We start from the raw sequence: 22,726 nt of genomic DNA, 5'->3' as shown, positions 1-22,726 counted from the left end.
TCCTAGCGTGGGAGCGGGCCCAGCACGGCCCGCGGCGGCGTACGTACCGCGCTTCGCGCCGCCATTCCTCACCGAGGAGGGAACCGCAGATGAGCACCCCCGTCACGACCGAACGGCCGCCCGTGGACGGCATCGCCGACCCCGGACCGCTCGGCCTCGCCGCGTTCGCCGCCACCACCTTCGTCCTGAGTTCCTTCAACGCCCACCTCATCGACCAGAATCTGCTCACGGTGGTCCTGCCGCTCGCGCTGTTCTACGGCGGACTCATGCAACTGCTGGCCGGAATGTGGGAGTTCAAGAAGGGCAACACCTTCGGCGCCACCGCCTTCGGTTCCTACGGCGCCTTCTGGCTCTCCTACGCGGCCTATGTGAAGTTCGTCGTCGGCGACCTGCCCCCGGACACGGCCAACCAGGCCACCGGCCTCTATCTGCTGATCTGGGCGATCTTCACCGTCTACATGACGGTCGCCGCCCTGCGGACCAACGCCGCGCTGTTCGCGGTCTTCGTGGCCCTGTCGGCGACCTTCATCGTGCTGACCGTCGCGGAATTCGACAAGTCCGTCACCATCACCAAGGTCGGCGGCTGGATCGGGCTGGTCACCGCCGTGTTCGCCTGGTACGCCTCCTTCGCCGTCGTCACCAACAGCACCTGGAAGCGCGCCGTCGTCCCCGTGCTCCCGCTGTCAGGACTCTCCGTCGGCCGCCGCGGCGGACCGGTGGAGGAGCCCCACTCATGACCGAGGAGACCCTCTCCAACCTGCTCAGAGAAGACCGGCGCTTCCCCCCGCCGCCCGAACTGGCCGCGCGGGCCAATGTCACCGCGGCCGCGTACGAGGAAGCCGCGGCCGACGTCGAGGCGTTCTGGGCCGCCGCCGCGGCCCGGCTGGACTGGGCCGAGCCCTGGACCCGGGTACGCGACTGGAGCCGGGCGCCCTTCGCCCGCTGGTTCGTCGGCGGGAAGCTCAACGTCGCCGACAACTGCGTCGACCGGCACGTGCGCGCCGGGCTCGGCGACCGGGTCGCCTTCCACTGGGAGGGCGAGCCCGGCGACACCCGCACGCTCACCTACGCCGACCTCAAGGAACAGGTCTGCCGCGCCGCCAACGCCCTGCTCTCGCTGGGCGTGCGGGCCGGCGACCGGGTCGCGCTCTACATGCCGATGATCCCCGAGACGGTCGTGGCGATGCTGGCCTGCGCCCGTATCGGCGCACCGCACACCGTCGTCTTCGGCGGCTTCTCCGCCGACGCGCTGCGCGGCCGGATCCTCGACTGCGACGCGCGGGTGGTGATCACCGCGGACGGCGGCTACCGCAAGGGCGCCGCCTCGGCCCTGAAACCCGCCGTGGACGAGGCCGTGGAAGGCTGCCCCGACGTCCGCAGCGTCCTGGTCGTGCGCCGTACGGGCCAGGACGTGGCGTGGACCTCGGGCCGGGACGTGTGGTGGCACGACCTGGTGGACGCGCAGTCGGCCGAGCACGAGGCCGAGGCGTTCGACAGCGAGCACCCGCTCTACATCATGTACACCTCGGGCACGACGGCCCGCCCCAAGGGCATCCTGCACACCACCGGCGGCTACCTCACCCAGGCCGCCTGGACGCACTGGGCGGTCTTCGACGTCAAGCCGGAGCGGGACGTGTACTGGACGGCCGCCGACATCGGCTGGGTCACCGGCCACTCCTACATCGTCTACGGCCCCCTCGCCAACGGCGTGACCTCGGTGCTCTACGAGGGCACGCCCGACTCCCCGCACCAGGGCCGGTGGTGGGAGATCGTCGAGAAGTACAAGGTGACGATCCTGTACTGCGCGCCCACCGCGATCCGCACCTTCATGAAGTGGGGCGACACGATCCCGGGCCAGTACGACCTGACGTCGCTGCGGCTGCTCGGCTCGGTCGGCGAACCCATCAACCCCGAGGCGTGGATGTGGTACCGGCGCGCCATCGGCGGCGACCGCTGCCCGGTGGTCGACACCTGGTGGCAGACCGAGACCGGCGCGCAGATGATCAGCCCGCTGCCGGGCGTCAGCGTCTGCAAACCCGGCTCGGCGCTCCGGCCGCTGCCCGGCATCTCGGCGGAGGTCGTGGACGACACGGGCCGTCCGGTGCCGAACGGCTCCGGCGGCTACCTCGTGCTGACCGAGCCGTGGCCCGGCATGCTGCGCACCATCTGGGGCGACGAGCAGCGGTACATCGACACGTACTGGTCGCGCTTCCCCGGCTGGTACTTCGCGGGCGACGGCGCGAAGAAGGACGAGGACGGCGACATCTGGCTGCTCGGACGGGTCGACGACGTGATGAACGTGTCGGGGCACCGGATCTCCACCACCGAGGTGGAGTCCGCGCTGGTGTCCCATCCGCTGGTCGCCGAGGCGGCCGTCGTCGGCGCCACCGACGCCACGACCGGGCAGGGCATCGTCGCCTTCGTGATCCTGCGCGCCGACGGCGAGAAGGCCGCGCGGGAGGCGGGCGGCGACGACGTGGCCAGGCGATTGCGGGCGCACGTCAGCAAGGAGATCGGGCCGATCGCCCGGCCCCGGCAGATCCTCGTCGTCGCCGAACTGCCCAAGACCCGCTCGGGCAAGATCATGCGCCGACTGCTGCGCGACATCGCCGAACACCGCGACCTCGGCGACGTGACGACGCTGACCGACTCCACGGTGATGGACACCATCCGTGAACGGCTGCCCGGCGGCTCGTCCTCCGGCGCTCCGACGGACGAGGAGTAGCGGGGAGCGGCGTACCGCCCCGGATCCGGTCCCGGCCGGTACGCGCCGACGGCCCGCGAGGCGGTCTCCCCACCGCCCGCGGGCCGTCGTCACTCAACTCCCGTGCCGCTGGAGCGCCTTGTGCGAGACCAGCGTGTGGTGCCCGGCGCCGACCGCGTCCACGTACACGTTCACCCCGTCACCGCTCACGCGCGCGCCGCCGACCGCCCGCGTGCCGTCCCAGACGGTCCGCCCGTCCAGGGTGACCCGCACCCTCGCGCCGCCGGTCGGCACCGCGAGCCTGCCGGTGGTGCCGCGCGGCGCGTCGGTGGCCAGCGTGAAGCCGCCGCCGTTCGCGCGCCAGGACGCGCTGATCGCGCCGTGCGGCGTGGGCACCTTGCCCTGCGCCCACGTGAGGTCGCCGGGCGTGGGCACGATCGCGTACGAGGCGAAGCCCGCGCCGGTCGGCCGGATGCCCAGCACCTGGTTGGTGAGGCTGACCGTCGGCCCCGAAGCCCAGCCGTGCGCGAGGCTGGTGAACTGCGAAAGGGCGGGCTGTCCCGCCAGGTCGGCCTTCTCCCAGAAGGTGCCGCCCGGGTCCTGCGAGAGCTGGTACCCCCAGAAGGTACGGATCAGATCCAGGCCGCCGGTCTGCTGCGCGCCGCTCGCGTCGGCCAGACCCAGCCGCGCGCTCGCCTCGAAACCGCTGGGCAGCGGCTCGTAGATCGGCCCGATCGACGCGTTGGGCGTGCTCGGCGCCATCGTCAGCGCGCCGTAGGGACCCCAACTCGTCCGCCGCAGATAGTCCATCGCGCTGCTCGCCTGCCGCTGGTCGGCGACCCCGGTGAGCGCCGCCGCCGCGTTGGCGTCCTGCGGATAGGCGCCGGGGATCTCCCGCGAGAGCCGGTACGCACCGACGGCCGGGTCCCAGAGCTGGTCGTTGACCGCCTTCTTCACCACGGTCGCGCGGTCCGCGTACACCCCGGACGCGGCCTTGTCGTGCCGGGCGGTGGCCAGCTCCGCCATCTCCTGGAGATTGCGCACATACAGCGCGTTCACATAGGTCTCGTGTCCGCAGTCGCTGTAGCCGTAGTGGCCGCAGGAGTTGACCGCGCCGAAGGCGATCAGCCCCTGCGGGTCCTGGGCGCGCACCGACTCCAGCCACGCGGTGGCCTTCGTCAGCGCGGGCCACCACCTGTCGAGATAGCCGCGGTCACCGGTGTAGAGCCAGTGCTGGTACTGGTTGTAGACGAACCACGTCACGTACTCGCCGTACGTGCGGATCTCGTCCTGATTGTGCGGCCCCACCAGGCTCTCGCCGGGCATGTACCCGTCCGGCAACTGCTGCGCGGCCAGCGAGGACAGCGAATTGTCCACCGCGTCCGTGTCGTTGGTGCTCAGATACGTGACCGGGACCTGCACCGCCAGGTCGCCCTGCCACACGATGCGGTCCCGCTTGGCGCCGTCGAAGATGACCTCCTTGGCGGGATCGGCGTTCGGCACCTGACTGTCCGCGTGATCGCCCTCGCCCGTCGCGTACGGCCAGCTCTTGGCCGTGTCCGACATCCAGGTGTCGAGCTGCACGGTGTACGCGCCCGCGTACCAGATCTTGTTCAACTCGTCGTCGCTGGACAGGAACCAGCCCTGGTACGCGGCGGGCGACTTCTGCCGCGGCGCCGCGTCGAACTTCACGGACACCGCGCCGAGGTCCACCCAGCCGGGCCCGTCGAGGAACAGCGTCGCGTAGCGGAAACCGCCGCGCAGCTGAGTGTCCGTCAAGGTCGCGGGCAGCTTCGCCGTGTCCAGGGTGATGGTGTGGCTGTCGGCGTCGTAGGTGTACGGCTGGCCGGGATAGCCGTTCCAGATGTTCGCGGTGTCGCAGCCCGGCGCCTGGGCCGCCTCACCGTTGTTGTCGCCCGGAGCGGTGGCCGCGTACTGCACCGACTCGCTGAAGCACACGTGCAGTCGAGGCGGTGTCCTGGACGCGCCCGCCACCTTGACGCTGATCCGGCCGCCGACGTCCCTGCCGAAGTCCAGTGCCAGCAGCGGGGATTGGGTGCGGTCGCCGGTGCTGACCAGCCGAACGGCCCTGCGACCGTTGCCCAGCACCGCCTTCGGGTCGCCCTGGATCGCGCCGCCTCTCGCGGTCGCCGACAGCACGCGGACCGGGGTGACCGTGTGCCCGGCCGGCGCCAGGACGTACGGGCGCCAGTCGCCGGGGCGCGGGGTGTAGCCGTCCTGCGTCCAGGGGTCGTGCGCCTTCGCCGCCGCGGTCGTCGTCGGCGCGTCGGCGCCGATAGCCGAGCCGGGCAGCAGGCCCAGCATGACGGTCCCGGCCGCGACGGCAGCGGCAGCCGCGCGGCTCCTGCGGACATGAATGGGCATACGTCGTTCCCTCTCTGTGTCCCTCTGCGGAAGCGGGTGCGTTCCCGCGCGATCCCTGTGGGGCGCGGGCGGGCGGCCGGTCAGCGGCGGCGCACGGTCACCTTGCGGGTGCCCGCCGCCACGCCCGCGATCCGCACATAGCCGCCGGAGAAGGTCACCCCGGTGCGCCGCGCCGACCCCTGCCAGACCGTGCGGCCGTCGAGGCGTACGACGCAGGTGCGCGCGTCGGTCACCGGGACCGCGATCTCGTCCACGGCGCCGCCCGGCGCGTTCACCGTCAGGTCGAACTCACCGCCGCCGCGCTGCTGCCACGACGCGCCGATCACACCCTTCGCGGTGGTCAACTGGCCCTGTGCGAAACGCTGTTCGCCGGGGTGCGGCTCCACGCGGTGCCCCGCGCCCGCGTCGCCGGTGGGGGAGATGCCCAGGAAGCGGTAGGTCAGCGCCGAGGTCGGGCCCGTCGACCAGCCGTGCGCGGCGCTCATGTACGAACCGGAGTAGTCCGACGTGCCGTCGGAGCGGTAGCCCTCCCAGAACGTACTGGCCGTCCCCGTGGGGCTGTCGAGCATGAAGCCCCACTCGCGGCGGATCAGGTCGAGCGCGGTCGCGTCCTGCCCCGCGGCGAAGTGCGCGTGCACCTCCATGCCGCCGGGGAACGGGTGCACGGAGGAACCGCTCTTCTCCGGCGACAGCGCGCCGACCGCCGTCCAGCGCCACGCCAGCGAGGCGCTGATGGTCCGCGCGCGGTCCGCGGAGTCCACCAGGCCGAACCACACGGCCAGCGCGTTGCCGTCCTGCGGATACAGCGAGGCGCCGCCGCCGGTCGGCTTGTCGCGGTACAGGCCCACGGCCTCGTCCCAGTAACCGCCGCTCTCCACGGCCGACTTGAGCGCGGCGGCCTTCGCCTTCCACGCGCCCGCCGAGGCCGGGTCGCCGAGCGTCGTGGCGAGCGCGCTCGCGGTCACCAGCGCCCGGTACATGATGGCGTTGGCTTCGAGGTTCTTGCCGTCGGCGTCCGAACGCGCCCAGTCCGCCGCGCTGGTGACGTTCAGCAGCCCGTCACCGTCGATCTTCGCGACGATGTACGTCACGGCCTTCTTGTACGCGTCGTACGCCGTACGCGCCCACGCGGTGTCGCCGCTGAGCTGGACGTAACTCGCCGTGCCGATGAGCGTCCACAGGTGGTAGGCGTCGGAGTTGCCGATGAAGTTCACGGCCGGCCCCGCGTACGGGAGCGCGCCGTCGGCGTCCTGGTGGTTGTAGAGCGTCTGGAGCGAGTCGCGCACGGTCACCAGGTCGCCCAGCGACACATAGTCGGTCAGGACGGAGATGCCGAGGTCGCCCGGCCACACCGTGCGGTCGCGCTTGGCGCCGTCGACCAGCACCGTGCCGCCCGCCTCGCCGACCTTCGCGCTGTTGTCCCAGCCGAGGTCCGGCGGGCCCCAGACCCGGCCCTGGTCGGCGGCGATGATGTTGGTCTGCACGGTGTAGGCGCCCGCGTACCAGACCCGGTTGAGCATGTCGTCGTCGCAGTAGAAGTAGTTGGGGTACGCCGACAGGTCGGCGGCGTTCGGCGCGAAGGTGATCCGTACCGAGACATCGGTCAGGTCCACGGAGCCCGAGGTCTCGTTGACCACCGTCAAGTAGCGGAAGCCGCCCCGCAGTTGGGACGCCGGGTGCGCGGTCGCGGCGGGACCCGCGCCCGCGACCGGGGTGTCCTTGTCGGTACTGATCCGCCCGCCGGGCGTCACCGCGTACTGCACGGCGGGCTCGTTGTTGCTGCCGCCGTTGGACCCGTCGCTGGACGACGCGCTGACGAAGTTGGACAGCTCGGAGTACGTCAGCCCGACCGTCTGATTCGTTTCACCGCCCGGCCCGAAGCTGAGAGTGACGAATCCGCCGACCTCCTTGCCGAAGTCGAAGGTCACGGAGGAGCCCTTGCCGGTGATCCGGGTGACGGCCTTGGCGCCGCGCCCCTTGGTCACCAGCGCCTCGGGCCGCCGCACGACACCGGTGAGCGTGTAGACGGCGACCGGGCGCACCGTACGGCTGGCGGGGGAGAGGTTGAAGGCGTCCCACTTGCCCGAGGGCGCCTTGCCGCCGGGCCGCGAGGCGGGGACCGAGGCGCCCGCGGGCACCGCCGACGCGCCCTGCGGCGCGGCTCCCGCGGCCGGTTCCGCGGCGACGGCCCGGCCCCCGCCCGCCTCCGTCGCCGCGACGAACGCGGCGGCCAGCCCCGTCGTGACGAGTACGCGCCGTGTCGGTCCCTGCACTTCACTGTGCGGCATGTCTCTCCCGGATGAATCGTTTCAAGATCGCGGACGCGGAAACCCTCACTGATCTTCCTGGGCCGCCGAGCACACTACGTCGGTGTTTCGCGGCCCGTCCATACCCGTGCGGGGAGTTGTTGCCCGGCCGATCGCGGCGGATCCGGGCCGCGGAGCGGCCATGGGGGCTGTGACCAGGGAGGCGGTGGGGGCGGGGGAGGCGTCCCGCCCGGGGGAGAAGCGCGCCCTCTCAGCGGATCAGGCGGATCGAGTGCCGTGGCTCGTCCAGCCGGACCCTGGCACGCGGAGCTGTGGATCAACGACGCGGTCAGCGTAGAGACGTACCTGCGCACCTGGCGCACCCTGCGGGAATCCGCCGTGTACGGCGCCGACGCCCTTCGCGTCATCGGCGCGGCCCGGCGGGACCCGCGGGGGATCTGAGGGAGCCGGTCAGACCGTCGCGACCAGCAGCTCCTCGCCGTTGGAGGTGCGCAGGCCGTCCGGGCGGCCGGCGAAGTAGCGCTCGTTGAGGGCGGCGGCCGAGACGTGGCGGGCGTCGGTGAATCCGGCGGCGCGGGCCAGGGCCAGGATCTCGGCGGGGGCGTAGAAGCTGATGAACGGGGTGCCGGAGCCGCGGGCGCCGTTCTCCGCGGCCTGGCGGACGGCGCGCTCGTCGGGTTCCATCAGGTCCAGCGGCGGCATGAACGTCATGACGACGGTGGAGCCGGGTGCGAGCGAGGCGAGGGTACGCAGGGTGGCGGCGTTGGCCTCCTGCGTGAGGTACATGCTGACCCCGGCGGAGGCCACCACCGCGGGCCGTCCGGCGTCGAATCCGGCCCTCCTCAGCCGATCCCACCAGGAACCGGCCGTCTCGAAGTCGACCGGCACCAGGCGCAGCCCGTCGCCGACGCCGTAGCCGAGTTCGGTCAGCCGCCGCCGCTTCCACTCCTGCGGCTCCGGCCGGTCGACCTCGAAGATCCGCAGCCGGTCGGCGAGATCCGGCCTGCGCTGCGCGAAGGTGTCGAGACCCGCGCCCAGCAGCACGTACTGTCCGACGCCCTCGTCCAGCCGCTCGACGACCAGGTCCTCCACGAAGCGCGCGCGGGCCACGACACCCGCCCGGAAACGGCTGGTGCCTTCGGGATGCATGTCCCCGCGCTCCCGCCAGCCCGCCTCGGGGTCGGCCAGCCGCAATCCGATCTCGTCCGCCAGCACATGCGGCGGCGGGTCGTGCAGCACATGGACCGCCCGCCACAGCGCGACCCGTACGGCGGTGCTGTCGGGCTCGGCCGCCGCGCCGACGGCCTCCGGGACGGCGCGGCCCGCCGTCGATCGCTCGTGCCGCTCGCTCATGACGCGCTCCCTGTCGGTGCTGCCTGTCGCCTGGTGTGGTGCACGGCCGCCGCGCGGACGGTCAGCTCTTCGCCGGGGCCTGGAGGCTCCACAGCCGGCCGTCCGGGTCCCGTACGGTCATCTCCCGCGTCCCGAAGTGGGTCTCCTCGAACGGCGTGACGACCTCGACGCCCGGCGCGGCCTCGAAGGCGTCCGCGTCGGCCACGGTCAGCACCATCCGCGGCGCCCGCGGCTCCTGGGTCTCCGGGATCTCGGCGATGAAGAGATACGGTCCTTCGCCGTTGCGCAACTGCCCCGAATTGTGATCGGTCGAGAACTCCAGCTCGTAGCCGAGCCCTTGGAAGAACTTGGCCGCCTTGCCCCAATTGTGCGTTTCCAGGAACACGGCCTCGATGCCCCGCGTCGTCATCTCAACTCTCCTTGTCACTCGCTCGCCGCCGCTGATCGCGGGGCCTCCGCCGCCTCGTCGAGATACGCGCGCAGCGCCTCGGCGACCAGCGCCGACAGCGACTTCTCCGACTCGATGGCGTGGTGCTTGACCTGCTTGATCAGCCCTATCGGCAGATACACGTTGAACTGCTTGACGTCGTCGTCGCCCACATCGCCCATGCTAGCAATCTAGTTCCCTAGGTCAAGCTTCCGGGAAAAACCACGCGACGCGCGGCGCCCGATCGTCGATACTCCGCGCGTGGCCACCATGAACATCGGCAGGACCGAACGCGCCCCGTACCTCCGCTTCTCGCCGGCCGCGCGGGCCCGACGCGGCTTCGGCGCGATCCCGCCGACGGCGCTGGTGCTGCTCGGCACCCTCAGCGTCCAACTGGGCTCGGCGGTGGCCACGCACCTGTTCAGCGCGGTGGGCAGCCTCGGTACGGTCGCGCTGCGGCTGTTCTTCGCCGCGGTCGTGCTGACGGCGCTGTGGCGGCCGTCGCTGCGGATGGACCGCCGGGCGTGGGCCGTGGTGATCGGCTACGGCGTCACGATCGGCGTGATGAACCTCTGCTTCTACCAGGCGCTGACCCGGCTCCCGCTCGGGATCGCGGTGACCACCGAATTCCTCGGACCGCTGACGGTGGCCCTGGCCGGGTCGCGGCGGTGGCTGGACGCTTTCTGGGCACTGCTCGCGGCGGCCGGTGTGCTCCTGCTGGTCGGAGGACGCGGCGACATCGACCTCGTCGGTTTCCTGTTCGCGCTCGCCGCCGCCGCGTGCTGGGCCGCGTACATCCCGGTCGGCGCGGCGCTGGGCCGGCACACCGCCCACGGCAACGGTCTCGCGCTGGGCATGGTCGTCGCGGCCCTGGTGGCCGTCCCGTTCGGTGTGGCCGGCGGCAGTACGGCGCTGGTCCACCCGTGGGTGCTGGCCGCCGGATTCGGCGTCGCGCTGCTGTCGTCGGTGGTCCCGTTCTCGCTGGAACTGGAGGCGCTGCGCAGGATCCCGCCGCGGGTCTTCGGCATCCTCATGAGCCTCGAACCGGCGATGGCCGCCCTCATCGGCCTGATCGTGCTCCAGGAGGCGCTGCGCTGGACGCAGTGGATCGCGGTGCTGTGCGTGGTGGCGGCCTCGGCGGGCGCCGCGCGCGGTGCCCGCCTCGACGTCACGGACGCCCCGTAGGGCCTGCCCGGCGGACCCGTAAGGCTTGTCCGGCGGCCCCTGGCGCCTCGTAGGGCCTGCCCGGCGGACCGCGCCGAACAGGCCCCCGGCAGGGCTCAGAGCTTGAGCAGGAAGGTGAAGTCGCCACCCGCCTTTCCGCTCAGGCGGTGCGCCGAGACGATCTTCCCCTCGTCGATCAGCCGCTTGACCTCGGCGCGTGGGACGCCGAGCCCGTCGGCGATCAGCCGGACGGGCCGGAGCGGGATCTGTGCCGCGAAGCGCACGGACACCTCCAGGGCCTCGTCGTCCGCGTGACCGGGGCCGGTGATGTCGAGGCGCCAGGCGTCGGTCCAGTCGAGGGCGACGCCGTTGCGGTGCCGGACGGCCGGGTGCCGGAGCAGTTCGGCCGTCAGTCCGGGGTCGTTGGTGTGGAGCCTGTCCAGCAGGTCGGGGCGCAGGGAGCGCACGTTGACCCGCTCGAAGACCGTGAGCTTCGCGGTCTCCCCGCATCCTGCGCACAGGACGAGGAGCCAGACGTCGAGGGACTTGTGGTGCGCGTTGACCCGGAATCTGCCGCTCGCCCGGAAGCGATCGGACGGGCACGAGTGGCAACGGCGCACGACAAGAGGCGGGCAGGTGGGAGCGACCACCCAGGTTTGTGACACGAATGAACACCTGTTCGGTGAGAAAAACCGCAGCGAAAAGGGGCACGGCGCCCGGGGGCGACGTGCGACAGATCAGCGCCAGGGGTGTCTCAACAGGTGTACAACGGCGTTCCTTTGCCACGGCGACAGGTGCGGCAGCACGATAACCGTGCGTGGCGGCACGGTTCCACGGGTTTTCGCGGCCCGGCTCCCGAGGCATCCAGCCACACCGCGAATTCGCCCAACTCGGTACAAAATGCCCGCAAGGCGACCGTGTCCTCTGCCGAGTCGGTGCCGATTCAAGGGATTTGACGGACAAATACCCGCCATTGTGGGGGTATGCACCCCGTCCTTTGATCATCCTGCGCTGCGCCATTGACGCCAGGGGCTCTTCGGGCAAAGATTCCTGACGTCTCATTGGCATGTCCCCGTGCCTCCCACCACCTGTATCCCAGGTGTGCTCTGACAACGTTGTCAAACGAGTAGAGGACAAAATGACTCCACGGATGCCGCGTCTGCGCTCCGCGGCGCTGGCCGCGCTCACCGCGCTGCTCGCCGCCGGAGCGGCGACGCTGCCCGCGCAGACCGCGTCGGCCGACGGCGGTTCCGCCGCCGACGGCGATCTCACGCACCTGGTCAACCCTTTCATCGGCTCGCAGGACGACGGGAACACCTACCCCGGCGCCGCCGTGCCGTTCGGAATGGTGCAGCTCTCGCCCGACACCGGCCACAACACGGGTTACGACTACAACCAGGACCACATCCGCGGCTTCAGCTCCGTGCACCTGTCAGGCGTGGGCTGCGGGCTCGGCGGCGACCTGCCCGTACTGCCGACGACCGGTGCGATCACCGCCACCGACGACGCCGCCTACGCCGCGAAGTTCAGCCACGCCGACGAGACCGCTTCCCCCGGCTACTACAAGGTCGAGCTCGACACCGGCATCACCGCCGAACTGAGCGCCACCACCCGCACCGGCTGGCAGCGCTACACCTTCCCGGCGACCGACCAGGCCAATGTGCTGCTCAACAGCGGCCAGGCGCTGCACAAGGTGACCAGCAGCACGGTGACCGTGCTCGACGACCGTACGGTGCTGACCGCCATCACCGGCCGCGGCTTCTGCCAGGACACCCAGCCGTACACGGTCTACACCGAGACCCGCTTCGACCGGCCCTTCCAGTCGTACGGGACGTGGAGCGGCAAGACCGTGACGGCGGGCAGCCGTACCTCGACCTCCACCGGGCTCGGCGGCGCCTACGCGCGCTTCGACACCACGAAGGACCAGCAGGTCACCGCGGTCACCTCGCTGTCGTGGGTGAGCCAGGACGGCGCCGCGAAGAACCTCGCGGCCGAGGGGCGCGGCACCTTCGACACGACGGCCGCCGCCGCGCGGCAGTCCTGGCAGGACCGGCTCGGCCGGATCCGGGTGCGGGGCGGCAGCCAGGAGCAGCAGCGGACCTTCTACTCCTCGCTCTACCGCTCCTTCCTCGCGCCGAACGTCGGCAGCGACGTCGACGGCCGCTACACCGGCTGGGACGACAAGGTGCACCCGGCGGGCGGCATCACGTACTACCAGAACTGGTCGCTGTGGGACACCTACCGCACCCAGCAGCAACTGCTGTCGCTGCTCGCGCCGAGCGAGTCCCGCGACATGGCGCTGTCGCTGCTGCGCGTCGCGGACGAGGGCGGACAGCTCCCGCGCTGGGGGTACGCCACCGCCGAGACGAACATCATGACCGGCGACCCGGTGACCCCGTTCCTGGTGGACGCCTACCGGCAGGGCCTGCTCAAGGGCCATGAGGAGGAGGCGTACCGGGCGCTGAAGAAGCACGCGGACACCGTGCCGCCCGCCTCTTCGCCGTCCGCGGGCCGGCAGGCCGACGTCGAGTACCTGGCGAACGGCTATGTGCCGTACGACCCGGCGCGGCCCGGCAAGCCCGGTGACAACGACTTCCAGCACGGCCCGTCCGCGACGCTCGAATACGCGCTCGCCGACGCCGCCCTGGGCGGGATGGCGCGGTCGCTCGGCCACACCGCGGACGCCCGGCGCTATCTGACGCGAGGTCAGAACTACCGGAACATCCTCGACCCGAGCACCGGCTTCTTCCGGGCCAGGAACACCGACGGCGCCTTCGTCGGCCCGGCGGACCCCGCCTCCAGCGTCGGCTTCCACGAGGGCACGTCCTGGCAGTACATGTGGCTCGTCCCGCAGGACGTGCCGGGGATAGTGGATCTGATCGGCGGCAACGCGACCGCCAACGCCCGGCTCGACTCCTTCTTCGCCTACGGCCAGTTGGTGAAGGACCCGGCGGGCACCGCGCGCGATGTCTGGGTCAACGGCCCGTACTCGTACTACAACCAGGACAAGTACAACCCGCAGAACGAGCCCGACCTCAGCTCCCCGTACACGTATCTGTCCACCGGGCAGCCGTGGAAGACCACCGACGTGGTGCACGCCGGGCTGACCCTCTTCACGGACGCGCCGAACGGCGTCACCGGCAACGACGACCTCGGCACCATGTCGTCGTGGCAGGTGCTCTCGGCGATCGGCATCTACCCGATGACGCCGGGCACCGACCTGTGGGGGCTGTCCACGCCGGTCTTCGACCGGGTCGACCTGACCCTCGACCGGCACTACTACCCGAGCGGCAAGATGACGATCACCGCGCCGGGCAGCACCGACACCAACCGGTACATCCAGTCCGCGCGGCTCGGCGGCAAGAATCTGCGGACCACGTACATCAGCACCCGGGACATCAAGGCGGGCAAGGACCTCTCGCTCACCGTCGGCGCCAAGCCGTCGAGCTGGGGCACCGGCAAGAACGACGGGCCGCCCGCGCCCGCCCACGTGGCGGCGCCCGTACGGCACACCGCCGCGTCGCTCTCCCCGGCCGCGCCCGGCGTCCTCGCGGGCGGCCCCGGGACGGACGTGGACGTCTCCGCCGTCCTCACCGCCCCCGGCAAGGTCTCGGGCACCGTCACGGTCAGCGCGCCGCACGGGCTCACCGCGAGCCCGCGCACGAGCGGCTTCCGCGTGGACTCGGGGACGCTGCCCACCACCAAGGTGGTGCCGGTACGGATCTCCGCCCCGGCGGGCACCCCCGACGGCACCTACCAGGTCACCGTCAAGGTCACGCAGTCCGGCGGCCCCTCGGTGACCAGGACCGTGCCGGTCTCGGTCGCCACCTCGACCTGCCAGGGCGGCAGCGGGTACTGCCCGCAGGACCTGTCCGCGCAGTACGACGTGGACGGCGTCGGCACGGCGGGCGCGACCGGCGCCGACTTCGACGGCACCGGGACCAGCTTCCCCGCGGAACAGCTCCCGGCGCCGGGCCCCGGCGTGCTCGGCGGGCGGGCCTACACCTTCCCCGACACCACCGGCGCCGCGGCCAACTTCGCCACCGCGCACGGCCAGAGCGTCGCTCTCGTGCGGCGCTCCTACTCCGCGCTCGACGTGCTGCTCACCGCGCACCACGGCGACGTCACCGGCGCCGCCACCGTGCACTACTCGGACGGCACGTCCGCGCCCGTCACCCTGACCGCGACCGACTGGGCGGCCGGCGCTCCCCGGCTCGGCGAGGACGCCGCGATCCACGCCGACTCCCGCTACGACAAGCAGGGCGCGCCCGACGGTGTCGGGGTCGACATCTGGCACATCGCGGTCCCGCTGGACAGCGCGAAGACCGCCGTCTCCCTCACCCTGCCCGACGACGCCCGGCTGGCGCTGTACGCGATCAGCGGACGTGACGCGTGACGAGCGACGCCCCTGAACCCGTATCCGAACCCGCACCCGTACCCACAGCGGCACCCGCACCCGTAACAGAACGTCCCGGAGCACGACCCGGAGCCGCAAGCAGAAAGGCAACACCCATGAGACGTGGCCCACTTCGCCGCACCCTCACCAGAACATTGCTGGCAGGTGCGGTATCGATGACCCTGACCGTGCCCGCGTCCGCCGTGGCGCACGCGGACGCGGACGCGGCCAAGTCGGGCGGCGCCCCCGCCTTCACCACCTCCTTCGAGTCCGGCGACACGCAGCCCACGTGGAGCAGCACCGCCGAGACCGACGCCAAGGGCAACCCCCTGGTCTCCGGCGTGACCGCGGGCACCCTCCCGGTGCTGGCCGGCAGCGTCAAGGACAAGATCGCCGAGGTCACGGCCAGTTCGGACAATCCGCCGAACGAGGTCGCGAAGAACGCGGCCGACGAGGACGCCAACACCAAGTGGCTCACCTTCGCGAACACCGGCTGGCTCCAGTACAAGCTGTCCGAGGACGTGACGGTCAAGAAGTACGCGCTGACGTCCGCGAACGACTCGCCCGAGCGCGACCCGAAGGACTTCACCCTCCAGGGCTCCGACGACGGCAGCACCTGGACGACGGTGGACACCCGTAGCGGCGTGAAGTTCAGCGGCCGGTACAAGTCCAACATCTACGACGTCGCCGACCCCGCGCCGCACCGCTACTACCGGCTGAACGTCTCGGCCAACAACAGCGGCGACATCGTGCAGCTCGCGGACCTCATCCTGTCCGACGGCTCCCCGGCGCCGACGCCCGTCGCGGGCATGACCACCGAGATCGGCAAGGGCCCCGCCTCCGGGCCCAATGTGAAGCCGAGCGTCGGCTTCAGCGGCCTGAAGGCGCTCCAGTACTCGGGCACCCACACGAAGTCCGGCGCCGTGCACGCCTATAACAAGCTCTACGACGTGCGCATCCCGGTCAGCCGCAACACCCAGCTCTCGTACGACATATTCCCCGAGCTGACCGGCGGCGACCTGAAGTACCCGAGCACGTACGCCTCCATAGACCTGCACTTCACCGACGGCACGTACCTGAGCAAGCTGCGGACCCCGGCGCTCGACGAGTACGGCACCCCGCTCAGCCCGCAGGGCCAGGGCGCGGGCAAGATCCTCTACGCCTCGCAGTGGAACGCCGTGGTCTCCGCGATCGGCAAGGTCGCCGCGGGCAAGACGATCGACCGGGTCCTGCTCGGCTACGACGACCCGGCCGGCAGCTCCGAGGCGGGCGCGTCCACCCAGTTCAAGGGCTGGATCGACGACCTGACCATCGGCGCCGCCCCGGCGCCCACCGCCAAGAGCTACGCCGAGCACGTCGACACCCGGCGCGGCACCAACGCCTCCGGCTCCTTCTCGCGCGGCAACAACCTGCCGCTGACCGCGGTCCCGAACGGCTTCAACTTCTTCACGCCGGTCACCGACGCGGGTTCGACGAGCTGGGAGTACAGCTACGCGGCCCAGAACAACGCCGACAACCTGCCGACGCTCCAGGCGCTCGGCATCAGCCACGAGCCCAGCCCGTGGATGGGCGACCGCGACACCTTCCAGGTGATGCCGTCCGCGGTGTCCGGCACCCCGGACCTGAACCGGAGCAAGCGGGCGCTGGCCTTCGACCACAAGGACGAGGTCGCGCAGCCGCACTACTACGGCGTCACGTTCAAGAACGGCGTGAAGGCCGAGATAGCACCGACCGACCACTCCGCCGTCTACCGCTTCGCCTTCCCCGGTGACAACGGCGACCTGCTCTTCGACAACGTGAACAACAACGGCGGCCTGACCTTCGACGCCGCCAAGGGCACCCTGGACGGCTTCTCGGACGTCAACATCGGCGGCGGCGAGGCCGCGACGCGGATGTTCGTGCACGCCGAGTTCGACCGGACCCCCGGCACGGCCACCAAGGTCACCGGACAGGGCCGCGACAACGTCACCGGCTACGCGCAGTTCGACACGTCCAAGAGCAAGACCGTGACGATGCGCCTGGCCACCTCGTTCATCAGCGCCGACCAGGCGAAGAAGAACCTGGACCTGGAGATCCCGCAGGGCACGTCCTTCGACAGCGTCAAGAAGAGCGCCGAGCGGCTGTGGAACGCCAAGCTGGGCAAGGTCGAGGTCCAGGGCGCCAGCGACGACCAGCTCACCACGCTGTACTCGAACCTGTACCGGATGAACCTGTACCCCAACTCCGGTTCCGAGAACACCGGTACGGCCAAGAAGCCGGTGTACAAGTACGCCAGCCCGTTCTCCAAGGCCACCGGCAGCAACACGCCCACCGAGACCGGCGCGAAGATCGTGGACGGCAAGGTCTACGTCAACAACGGCTTCTGGGACACCTATCGCACCGAGTGGCCCGCCTACTCGCTGCTGGAGTCGAAGACCGCGGGTGAACTCGCCGACGGCTTCGTGCAGCAGTACAAGGACGGCGGCTGGATCTCGCGCTGGTCCTCGCCGGGCTACGCCGACCTGATGACCGGCACCAGCTCCGACGTCGCCTTCGCGGACGCCTTCGCCAAGGGCGTGGAGAATTTCGACGCCAAGGCCGCCTACGAGGCCGCGGTCAAGAACGCCACCGTCTTCCCGACCGCGGGCGGTGTCGGCCGCAAGGGCCTGGACACCTCGGTGTTCACCGGATACACCAACACCTCGGTCGACGGCAGCGTCTCGTGGTCGCTGGACGGCTACATCAACGACTACGGCATCGCCACCATGGCCGCCAAGCTCGCCAAGGACCCGCACACCTCCAAGGCCGACCGGCAGCGCTACCAGGAGGAGTCCGCGTACTTCCTGGGCCGCGCGCAGAACTACACCAACCTGTTCAACACCGGTGTCGGTTTCTTCGAGGGCCGCAAGGCCGACGGCTCGTGGCGCGTCCCGGACGCCCAGTACGACCCGCAGCAGTGGGGCAACGAGTACACCGAGACCAACGCCTGGAACTACGCCTTCACGGTGCCGCAGGACCCGAACGGCCTCGCCGCGCTCTACGGCGGCCAGAAGGGCCTGGAGAAGAAGCTCGACGCGTTCTTCAACACCCAGGAGACCGCCGACGGTGACGCGGGCGGCTACGGCGGCACCATCCACGAGATGCTGGAGGCCCGCGACGTCCGGATGGGTGAACTCGGCCTGAGCAACCAGCCGTCGTTCGCCATCCCCTACATGTACGACTACGCGGGCGACCCGGCCAAGACCCAGGCCGTCGTGCGCGAGGCCACCCGGCGGCTGTTCACGGGCAGCTCGATCGGCCAGGGCTTCCCCGGTGACGAGGACAACGGCGCCACCGCCACCTGGCAGATCTTCAGCGCGCTGGGCTTCTACCCGCTCCAGGTCGGCAGCGACAACTACGTGATCGGCTCCCCGCTGTTCACCAAGGCGACGGTCCACCTGGACAACGGCAAGAGCATCGTCGTCAACGCGCCGAACAACAGCAGCAGCAACATCTACGTGCAGTCGCTGAAGGTCAACGGCAAGGCGTGGAACAAGGTGTACCTGACGCAGAGCCAGCTCTCGTCCGGTGCGCGCCTGGACTTCACCATGGGCTCCAAGCCGTCCAAGTGGGGCACGGGCAAGAACGCGCTGCCCGCGTCGCTGACCCCGGCGGGCAAGGCGCCGCAGCCGCTGGCGGACCTGACAGGGCCCGACCTCGGCACCGCGACGTCCGCTGACGGCACTGATGTCGCCGCGCTCTTCGACAACACCTCGAAGACCGGGGTGACCTTCCCCGCCGCCGACCCGACGGTGCAGTACGCCTTCACCGGGGGCTCGGCGAAGAAGCAGGCCGGTTTCTACACCCTGACCTCCGGCAGCACCGCGGCACAGGACCCGAAGAGCTGGCAGCTCCAGGGCACCACCGACGGCAAGCACTGGAGCACGCTGGACTCCAGGAGTGGCGAGAGCTTCGACAGCCGCCTCCAGACCCGGCCGTTCCAGATAGCCCACCCCGGCGCGTACTCCACGTACCGCCTGGTGGTGACCGCCAACAACGGTGCCGCGTCCACGACGCTGACCGAGGTGGAACTGCTGGCACAGCAGGGGCAGGGAGGCCACGGGCACTGACCCGCAGGTCCGTACGACCCGTGTGAGACCGGGGGCCGCGACACCATGTCGCGGCCCCCGGCCGCGTTCCCGGCCCCGGTTCTTCGGCGCCCGCATCAGGGATGTCCCGGTGGGGCTGCCCCCACCCCCGTTCGGGCGCGGGCCGCAGTGACCCGGAACCCCGCGGCGCGGGAGGGTCGTTGAAGGCGCCGCGGTCGCGGCGACCTGACCGGAGAGCGGGAGACGGGGAGTCGGACCGATGACGGATTTCACGCGGTGCACGCGACGGACGATGTTGCGCGGGGGCGCGGCGGCGGCGATCGGCGGGGCGGTCGCCCTGAGCGGCGCGGGCGTCGCCGAGGCCCGCTCGGACGGGCGGCGGACCGGGACCGGCGCCGCGCGCCGCGGCACCGTGCCCTACCCCTTCCTCAAGGGCGCGTTCGCACCGGCCACCGAGGAGGTCACCGCCTTCGACCTGCCGGTGACCGGCCGTGTCCCGGCCGCACTCGACGGCCGCTATCTGCGCAACGGCCCCAATGTCCTGGGCCTGGAGGACCCACGGACCCACCACTGGATGCTCGGCCAGGGCATGGTGCACGGCGTACGCCTCAGGGACGGCCGCGCCGAGTGGTACCGCAACCGGTGGGTGAGGTCGGCGGGCGTCGCCGCGCAACTGGGGGAGCCCTACCACGGCCCCGTGCCCGACGACGACTTCGCCAACAACACGCACGTGATCCCGTACAAGGGCAAGCTCCTCGCGGTCCAGGAGAGCGGCCCGGCGCCGTACGAACTCGACGAGGAGCTGAACACCGTCCGCCCGTACGACTTCGGCGGCACGCTCAGCGGGGCGTTCACCGCGCACACCAAGTACGACGAGCGGGCGGACGAACTGCACGCGATCACGTACTACCCGACCTGGGACCACGTACGGCACCTGGTGATCGACCACACGGGGAAGGTCGTACGGACCACGAGGATTCCGGTCGCGGACAGCCCGATGATGCACGACTTCGCGCTCACCGAGCGGTATGTGATCATCTTCGACACCCCGGTGACCTTCGACGCGGCGGCGGCCGAGGCGGGCGCGATCGTGCCGTACGTCTGGAACGACAAGCACCCGGCGCGGGTCGGGGTGATGCCGCGCCGGGGCGGCCGGGTCCGCTGGTTCGAGGCCGACCCCGGCTCGTACTACTCGCACACGCTCAACGCCTACGACGACGGGCACTCGGTGGTCGTCGACTTCATCACCTTCCCCGCGCCGTTCTTCGCGGCGGGCCGCGGCACCCTCGGCGACGGCCCCTCGGCGCTCGGCACCCCCCGGCTCGACCGGCTGACGATCGACCTGGAGCGCGGCCGGGCCCGCCCGCGGCGGATCGACGACCGCCCGCAGGAGTTCCCCCGCATCCGCGAGAGCCTGGTCTCGCGCCGCCACCGCTACGGTTACGCCGCCACGGCCGCCGCGATGTGGACGGCGTACGAGACGCTGGACGGCGTGCCGCCCGACACCCACTTCGGCAACGCGCTCATCAAGCACGACCTGCTGCGCGGCACCACCCAGACGCACCGCTTCCCGAAGGACGCGGCCGTCAGCGAGCCGGTCTTCGTCCCCGCGCACGAGCACGCCAAGGCCGAGGACGACGGTTACGTCCTGTCCTACGTCCACAACCCCGACCGGGGCGCGGCCGACCTCGTCATCCTGTCCGCCCAGGACTTCACGGCCGCCCCGCTGGCCAGGATCCACCTCCCGGCCACCATTCCGCTCGGCCTGCACGGGAGTTGGGTGCCGACGGTCTGACGGGGGAGAGCGGCGACGGTCTGACGGGGGAGCGCGGCGACGGTCTGACGGGGGAGGGCGGCGCGCGGTCCGGCCCGGCACTGTCACAACAACTCTTTCGAAACAACTGTTGTGGGTTTAGGGTGCTGGGCATGACCGACGACTCCCCGCCCGCGCCGACCCCGTCCCCGTCGGTGCCCTCCGTGCCGGGACCCGCGGCGGACGTACGGCTCGACACCGCCGCGCTGCGCCTGCTCGCGCACCCCTTGCGGATCAATGTGCTGACGATGCTGCGCCAGCGCGGGCCGTCCACCGCGACCCGCGTCGCCGACGAACTGGGCATCAACCCCGGCTCCGCCAGCTACCACTTGCGGCGGCTCGCCCTCGGCGGGCTCATCGTGGAGGAGCCGGGGCGAGGCACCGGGCGCGAGCGGTGGTGGCGGGCCGCGCACCGCCAGTCGCAGCACGACCCGGCGGGCGGGCCGCCGGAGGAACGCGAGGCGGGCCGCCCGTACGCGCACGCCGTCGCCCTCGCCGGGGCCGACCGGCTGCGCAGGGCCGCCGACGAGATCCCGCTGCTCCCGCGCGAATGGCTCGACGTCAGCGCGTACGCCGACTTCGTCCTGCGGCTCACGCCCGAGCGGGCCGGTCGCGTGAAGGCGGAGATCTTCGAGGTCTTCGCCCGCCACCGGCAGGAGGCGGAGCGGGCGGAGCAGGCGGAGCGGCCCGCGGAAGGCGAGGTGCCGGTCGCCTTCCAGTTCCAGGTCTTCCCCGTGCCGGGCGCGGTCGCGCCGTCGGCCGCGCGGCCGGACGCGGGTGGCGTATGAGCGGACAGGAAGCGGCGGGGACGGCGGGCACGGCGGAGGCGACAGAGACGGCGGGGCGGGCGGGCACGGCGGGCACGGCTGAGCGTGTGGAGAGGGCGGCGGACCCGGTCGCGCCGCCCGCCTACCGCGACGCGAATGTGCTGCGCTGGCTGACCGCGTACACCGCGTCCGTCACCGGCGACCTGCTGTACTTCCTCGCCCTGACCTGGGCGGCCACCCGCGTGGCAGGACCCTCCCAGGTCGGCCTGGTGATCGCGGCGGGCGCCCTGCCACGGGCCGTGCTGATGCTCGGCGGGGGAGCGGTCGCCGACCGCTTCGGCCCCCGCAAGATCGCCGTCGCCAGCGACGCCACCCGCTGCGCGGTGATCCTCGCCGCCGCCCTGATGCTCGTCGCGACCACGCCGGGCCTGTGGCTGCTGGTCCCCGTGGCGCTGGTCTTCGGCGTCGTGGACGCGGTGTTCATGCCCGCCGTCGGCGCGCTCCCGCCGCGCATCACCACCCACGATCAGCTCGCGCGGGTCAACGGGATGCGCGGACTGTCCATCCGGCTGAGCAACGCCGTCGGCCCGCTGCTCGCGGGCGTCGTCCTCGCCGCCGGGGGCGCGGCGGGCGCCTTCACCGCCGCAGGCCTCCTGTTCGCCGCCTCGCTGGCTCTGCTGCTGACGGTGCGGACGGCGGAACCCGTCGCCGTACGGGAGAGCGAACGCCCTTCCCTGCTGCGGGAGTCCGCCGAAGGGCTGCGGTACATACGGCGGCACGCGCTGCTCGGCCCGCTGGTCGTGGTGGTCGGCCTCAGCGAGATGTGCTTCAGCGGACCGGTCGCCGCCGGTCTCGTCCTGCTCGCCGACGAGCGCGGCTGGGGCGCCTCCGGCATGGGATGGGTGGCGAGCGCCTTCAGCGTCGGCGCGGCGGGCGCCGCCATGCTGCTCACCGTCGGGTCGGGACCGCCTCGCGCGGGACTGGTGATGTTCTGCGCCCTGCTCCTCACCGCGGCGGGCACCGCGGCTCTCGGCTATGCCCCCACGCTGGCGTCCGCCGTCGTGCTCGGCGCGGTCGTCGGCGTCGGCAGCGGCCTCACCTCGACGCTCACCGGCGCTCTCGTCCAGACCGTCACCGAACCCCGCTACCTCGGCCGCGTCACCGCCGTCACCACCCTGTGCGCCCTCGGGCTCGCCCCCGTCCTCTTCCCCGCGGTCGGCCTCACCGTCGCCGCCTGGGGCTCCGGGGTTCTCTTCGCGGCCTTCGCCGCCGTCTGTCTTCTGGCCGCGTCCGTCGCCCTCGCCTCCACGACGCTGCGCCGCGTCGGCCTCGGGACCCCGCACGGGGTGTGATCCAACTCGCTTGTGGCGTATGCCCCCGGCC

General features: G+C 71.5%; 13 protein-coding genes and 2 pseudogenes. 9 read left to right on the top strand and 6 right to left on the bottom strand.

The annotated features are described in order from the left end of the window. The first annotated feature begins 89 nt into the window (after nt 1–89). Both ACIO6U_RS14230 and acs read left to right on the top strand, forming a co-directional pair. The gene (locus ACIO6U_RS14230) at nt 90–737 is read left to right on the top strand and encodes an acetate uptake transporter (protein WP_401718792.1); all 648 of its coding nucleotides are present in this window, start codon (nt 90–92) and stop codon (nt 735–737) included. Beyond that, complete coding sequence (gene acs / locus ACIO6U_RS14225; protein ID WP_401718790.1) at nt 734–2,725, top strand: acetate--CoA ligase; 1,992 nt, start codon at nt 734–736, stop codon at nt 2,723–2,725. The genes ACIO6U_RS14230 and acs overlap by 4 nt, the downstream gene beginning before the upstream one ends. A gap of 93 nt (nt 2,726–2,818) precedes the next feature. Here the strand turns inward: acs and ACIO6U_RS14220 are convergent, their stop codons facing one another. Further along, nucleotides 2,819–5,089 (bottom strand): alpha-L-rhamnosidase C-terminal domain-containing protein, encoded by a 2,271-nt coding sequence (locus ACIO6U_RS14220; RefSeq protein WP_401718787.1) that lies wholly within the window; start codon nt 5,087–5,089, stop codon nt 2,819–2,821. Nucleotides 5,090–5,169: 80 nt separating this feature from the next. Beyond that, the gene (locus ACIO6U_RS14215) at nt 5,170–7,377 is read right to left on the bottom strand and encodes a hypothetical protein (protein ID WP_401718784.1); all 2,208 of its coding nucleotides are present in this window, start codon (nt 7,375–7,377) and stop codon (nt 5,170–5,172) included. Between the two features lie 276 nt (nt 7,378–7,653). Between ACIO6U_RS14215 and ACIO6U_RS14210 the strand changes: the two are divergent. Continuing rightward, nucleotides 7,654–7,797 (top strand): annotated as a pseudogene (locus ACIO6U_RS14210) (transcriptional regulator); the annotation flags it as partial. 9 nt (nt 7,798–7,806) lie between these two features. Here the strand turns inward: ACIO6U_RS14210 and ACIO6U_RS14205 are convergent. From ACIO6U_RS14205 to ACIO6U_RS14195, 3 genes are all read right to left on the bottom strand, one after another. After that, nucleotides 7,807–8,709 (bottom strand): class I SAM-dependent methyltransferase, encoded by a 903-nt coding sequence (locus tag ACIO6U_RS14205; RefSeq protein WP_401718782.1) that lies wholly within the window; start codon nt 8,707–8,709, stop codon nt 7,807–7,809. Between the two features lie 61 nt (nt 8,710–8,770). Then, nucleotides 8,771–9,118, bottom strand: a complete 348-nt coding sequence (locus ACIO6U_RS14200; RefSeq protein ID WP_401718779.1) for a VOC family protein — start codon at nt 9,116–9,118, stop codon at nt 8,771–8,773. A 14-nt stretch (nt 9,119–9,132) separates the two neighbouring features. Next, entirely contained in the window at nt 9,133–9,309 is a 177-nt protein-coding gene (locus tag ACIO6U_RS14195) for a ribbon-helix-helix protein, CopG family (RefSeq protein ID WP_401719727.1), read from the bottom strand. A gap of 97 nt (nt 9,310–9,406) precedes the next feature. Between ACIO6U_RS14195 and ACIO6U_RS14190 the strand changes: the two genes are divergently transcribed. Continuing rightward, a complete protein-coding gene (locus ACIO6U_RS14190) occupies nt 9,407–10,321 on the top strand; it encodes an EamA family transporter (protein ID WP_355341784.1) in 915 nt (304 codons plus the stop codon). Nucleotides 10,322–10,416: 95 nt separating this feature from the next. Here ACIO6U_RS14190 and ACIO6U_RS14185 read toward each other — a convergent pair whose 3' ends face one another. Next, complete coding sequence (locus ACIO6U_RS14185) at nt 10,417–10,965, bottom strand: DUF1062 domain-containing protein (RefSeq protein WP_401308369.1); 549 nt, start codon at nt 10,963–10,965, stop codon at nt 10,417–10,419. Between the two features lie 485 nt (nt 10,966–11,450). Here ACIO6U_RS14185 and ACIO6U_RS14180 point away from each other — a divergent pair. The 5 genes and pseudogenes from ACIO6U_RS14180 to ACIO6U_RS14160 all read left to right on the top strand — a co-directional run. Beyond that, nucleotides 11,451–13,781: pseudogene (locus ACIO6U_RS14180) on the top strand (GH92 family glycosyl hydrolase); the annotation flags it as partial. A 1,091-nt stretch (nt 13,782–14,872) separates the two neighbouring features. After that, nucleotides 14,873–18,784, top strand: a complete 3,912-nt coding sequence (locus ACIO6U_RS14175) for a GH92 family glycosyl hydrolase (protein ID WP_401718776.1) — start codon at nt 14,873–14,875, stop codon at nt 18,782–18,784. A 238-nt stretch (nt 18,785–19,022) separates the two neighbouring features. Then, nucleotides 19,023–20,558, top strand: coding sequence for a carotenoid oxygenase family protein (locus tag ACIO6U_RS14170; protein WP_401718773.1), 1,536 nt, complete (start codon nt 19,023–19,025; stop codon nt 20,556–20,558). Nucleotides 20,559–20,689: 131 nt separating this feature from the next. Beyond that, the gene (locus ACIO6U_RS14165; RefSeq protein WP_401718770.1) at nt 20,690–21,364 is read left to right on the top strand and encodes a helix-turn-helix domain-containing protein; all 675 of its coding nucleotides are present in this window, start codon (nt 20,690–20,692) and stop codon (nt 21,362–21,364) included. Continuing rightward, complete coding sequence (locus tag ACIO6U_RS14160; protein ID WP_401718767.1) at nt 21,361–22,695, top strand: MFS transporter; 1,335 nt, start codon at nt 21,361–21,363, stop codon at nt 22,693–22,695. The genes ACIO6U_RS14165 and ACIO6U_RS14160 overlap by 4 nt, the downstream gene beginning before the upstream one ends. Nucleotides 22,696–22,726: the final 31 nt, after the last annotated feature.

It is taken from the genome of Streptomyces sp. NPDC087422 (assembly GCF_044744145.1).
Taxonomy (GTDB): domain Bacteria; phylum Actinomycetota; class Actinomycetes; order Streptomycetales; family Streptomycetaceae; genus Actinacidiphila.
The sequence above is the reverse complement of the archived record's forward strand: the minus strand, read 5'-3'. Positions and strand labels throughout refer to the sequence as shown.

Bases quoted from the DNA above. Each gene is read 5' to 3' on its own strand.
- ACIO6U_RS14215 (WP_401718784.1), bottom strand. From the start codon at position 7,377: ATGCCGCACAGTGAAGTGCAGGGACCGACACGGCGCGTACTCGTCACG.
- ACIO6U_RS14170 (WP_401718773.1), top strand. From the start codon at position 19,023: ATGACGGATTTCACGCGGTGCACGCGACGGACGATGTTGCGCGGGGGC.
- ACIO6U_RS14220 (WP_401718787.1), bottom strand. From the start codon at position 5,089: ATGCCCATTCATGTCCGCAGGAGCCGCGCGGCTGCCGCTGCCGTCGCG.
- acs (WP_401718790.1), top strand. From the start codon at position 734: ATGACCGAGGAGACCCTCTCCAACCTGCTCAGAGAAGACCGGCGCTTC.
- ACIO6U_RS14190 (WP_355341784.1), top strand. From the start codon at position 9,407: ATGAACATCGGCAGGACCGAACGCGCCCCGTACCTCCGCTTCTCGCCG.
- ACIO6U_RS14165 (WP_401718770.1), top strand. From the start codon at position 20,690: ATGACCGACGACTCCCCGCCCGCGCCGACCCCGTCCCCGTCGGTGCCC.
- ACIO6U_RS14205 (WP_401718782.1), bottom strand. From the start codon at position 8,709: ATGAGCGAGCGGCACGAGCGATCGACGGCGGGCCGCGCCGTCCCGGAG.
- ACIO6U_RS14175 (WP_401718776.1), top strand. From the start codon at position 14,873: ATGACCCTGACCGTGCCCGCGTCCGCCGTGGCGCACGCGGACGCGGAC.
- ACIO6U_RS14160 (WP_401718767.1), top strand. From the start codon at position 21,361: ATGAGCGGACAGGAAGCGGCGGGGACGGCGGGCACGGCGGAGGCGACA.
- ACIO6U_RS14230 (WP_401718792.1), top strand. From the start codon at position 90: ATGAGCACCCCCGTCACGACCGAACGGCCGCCCGTGGACGGCATCGCC.
- ACIO6U_RS14200 (WP_401718779.1), bottom strand. From the start codon at position 9,118: ATGACGACGCGGGGCATCGAGGCCGTGTTCCTGGAAACGCACAATTGG.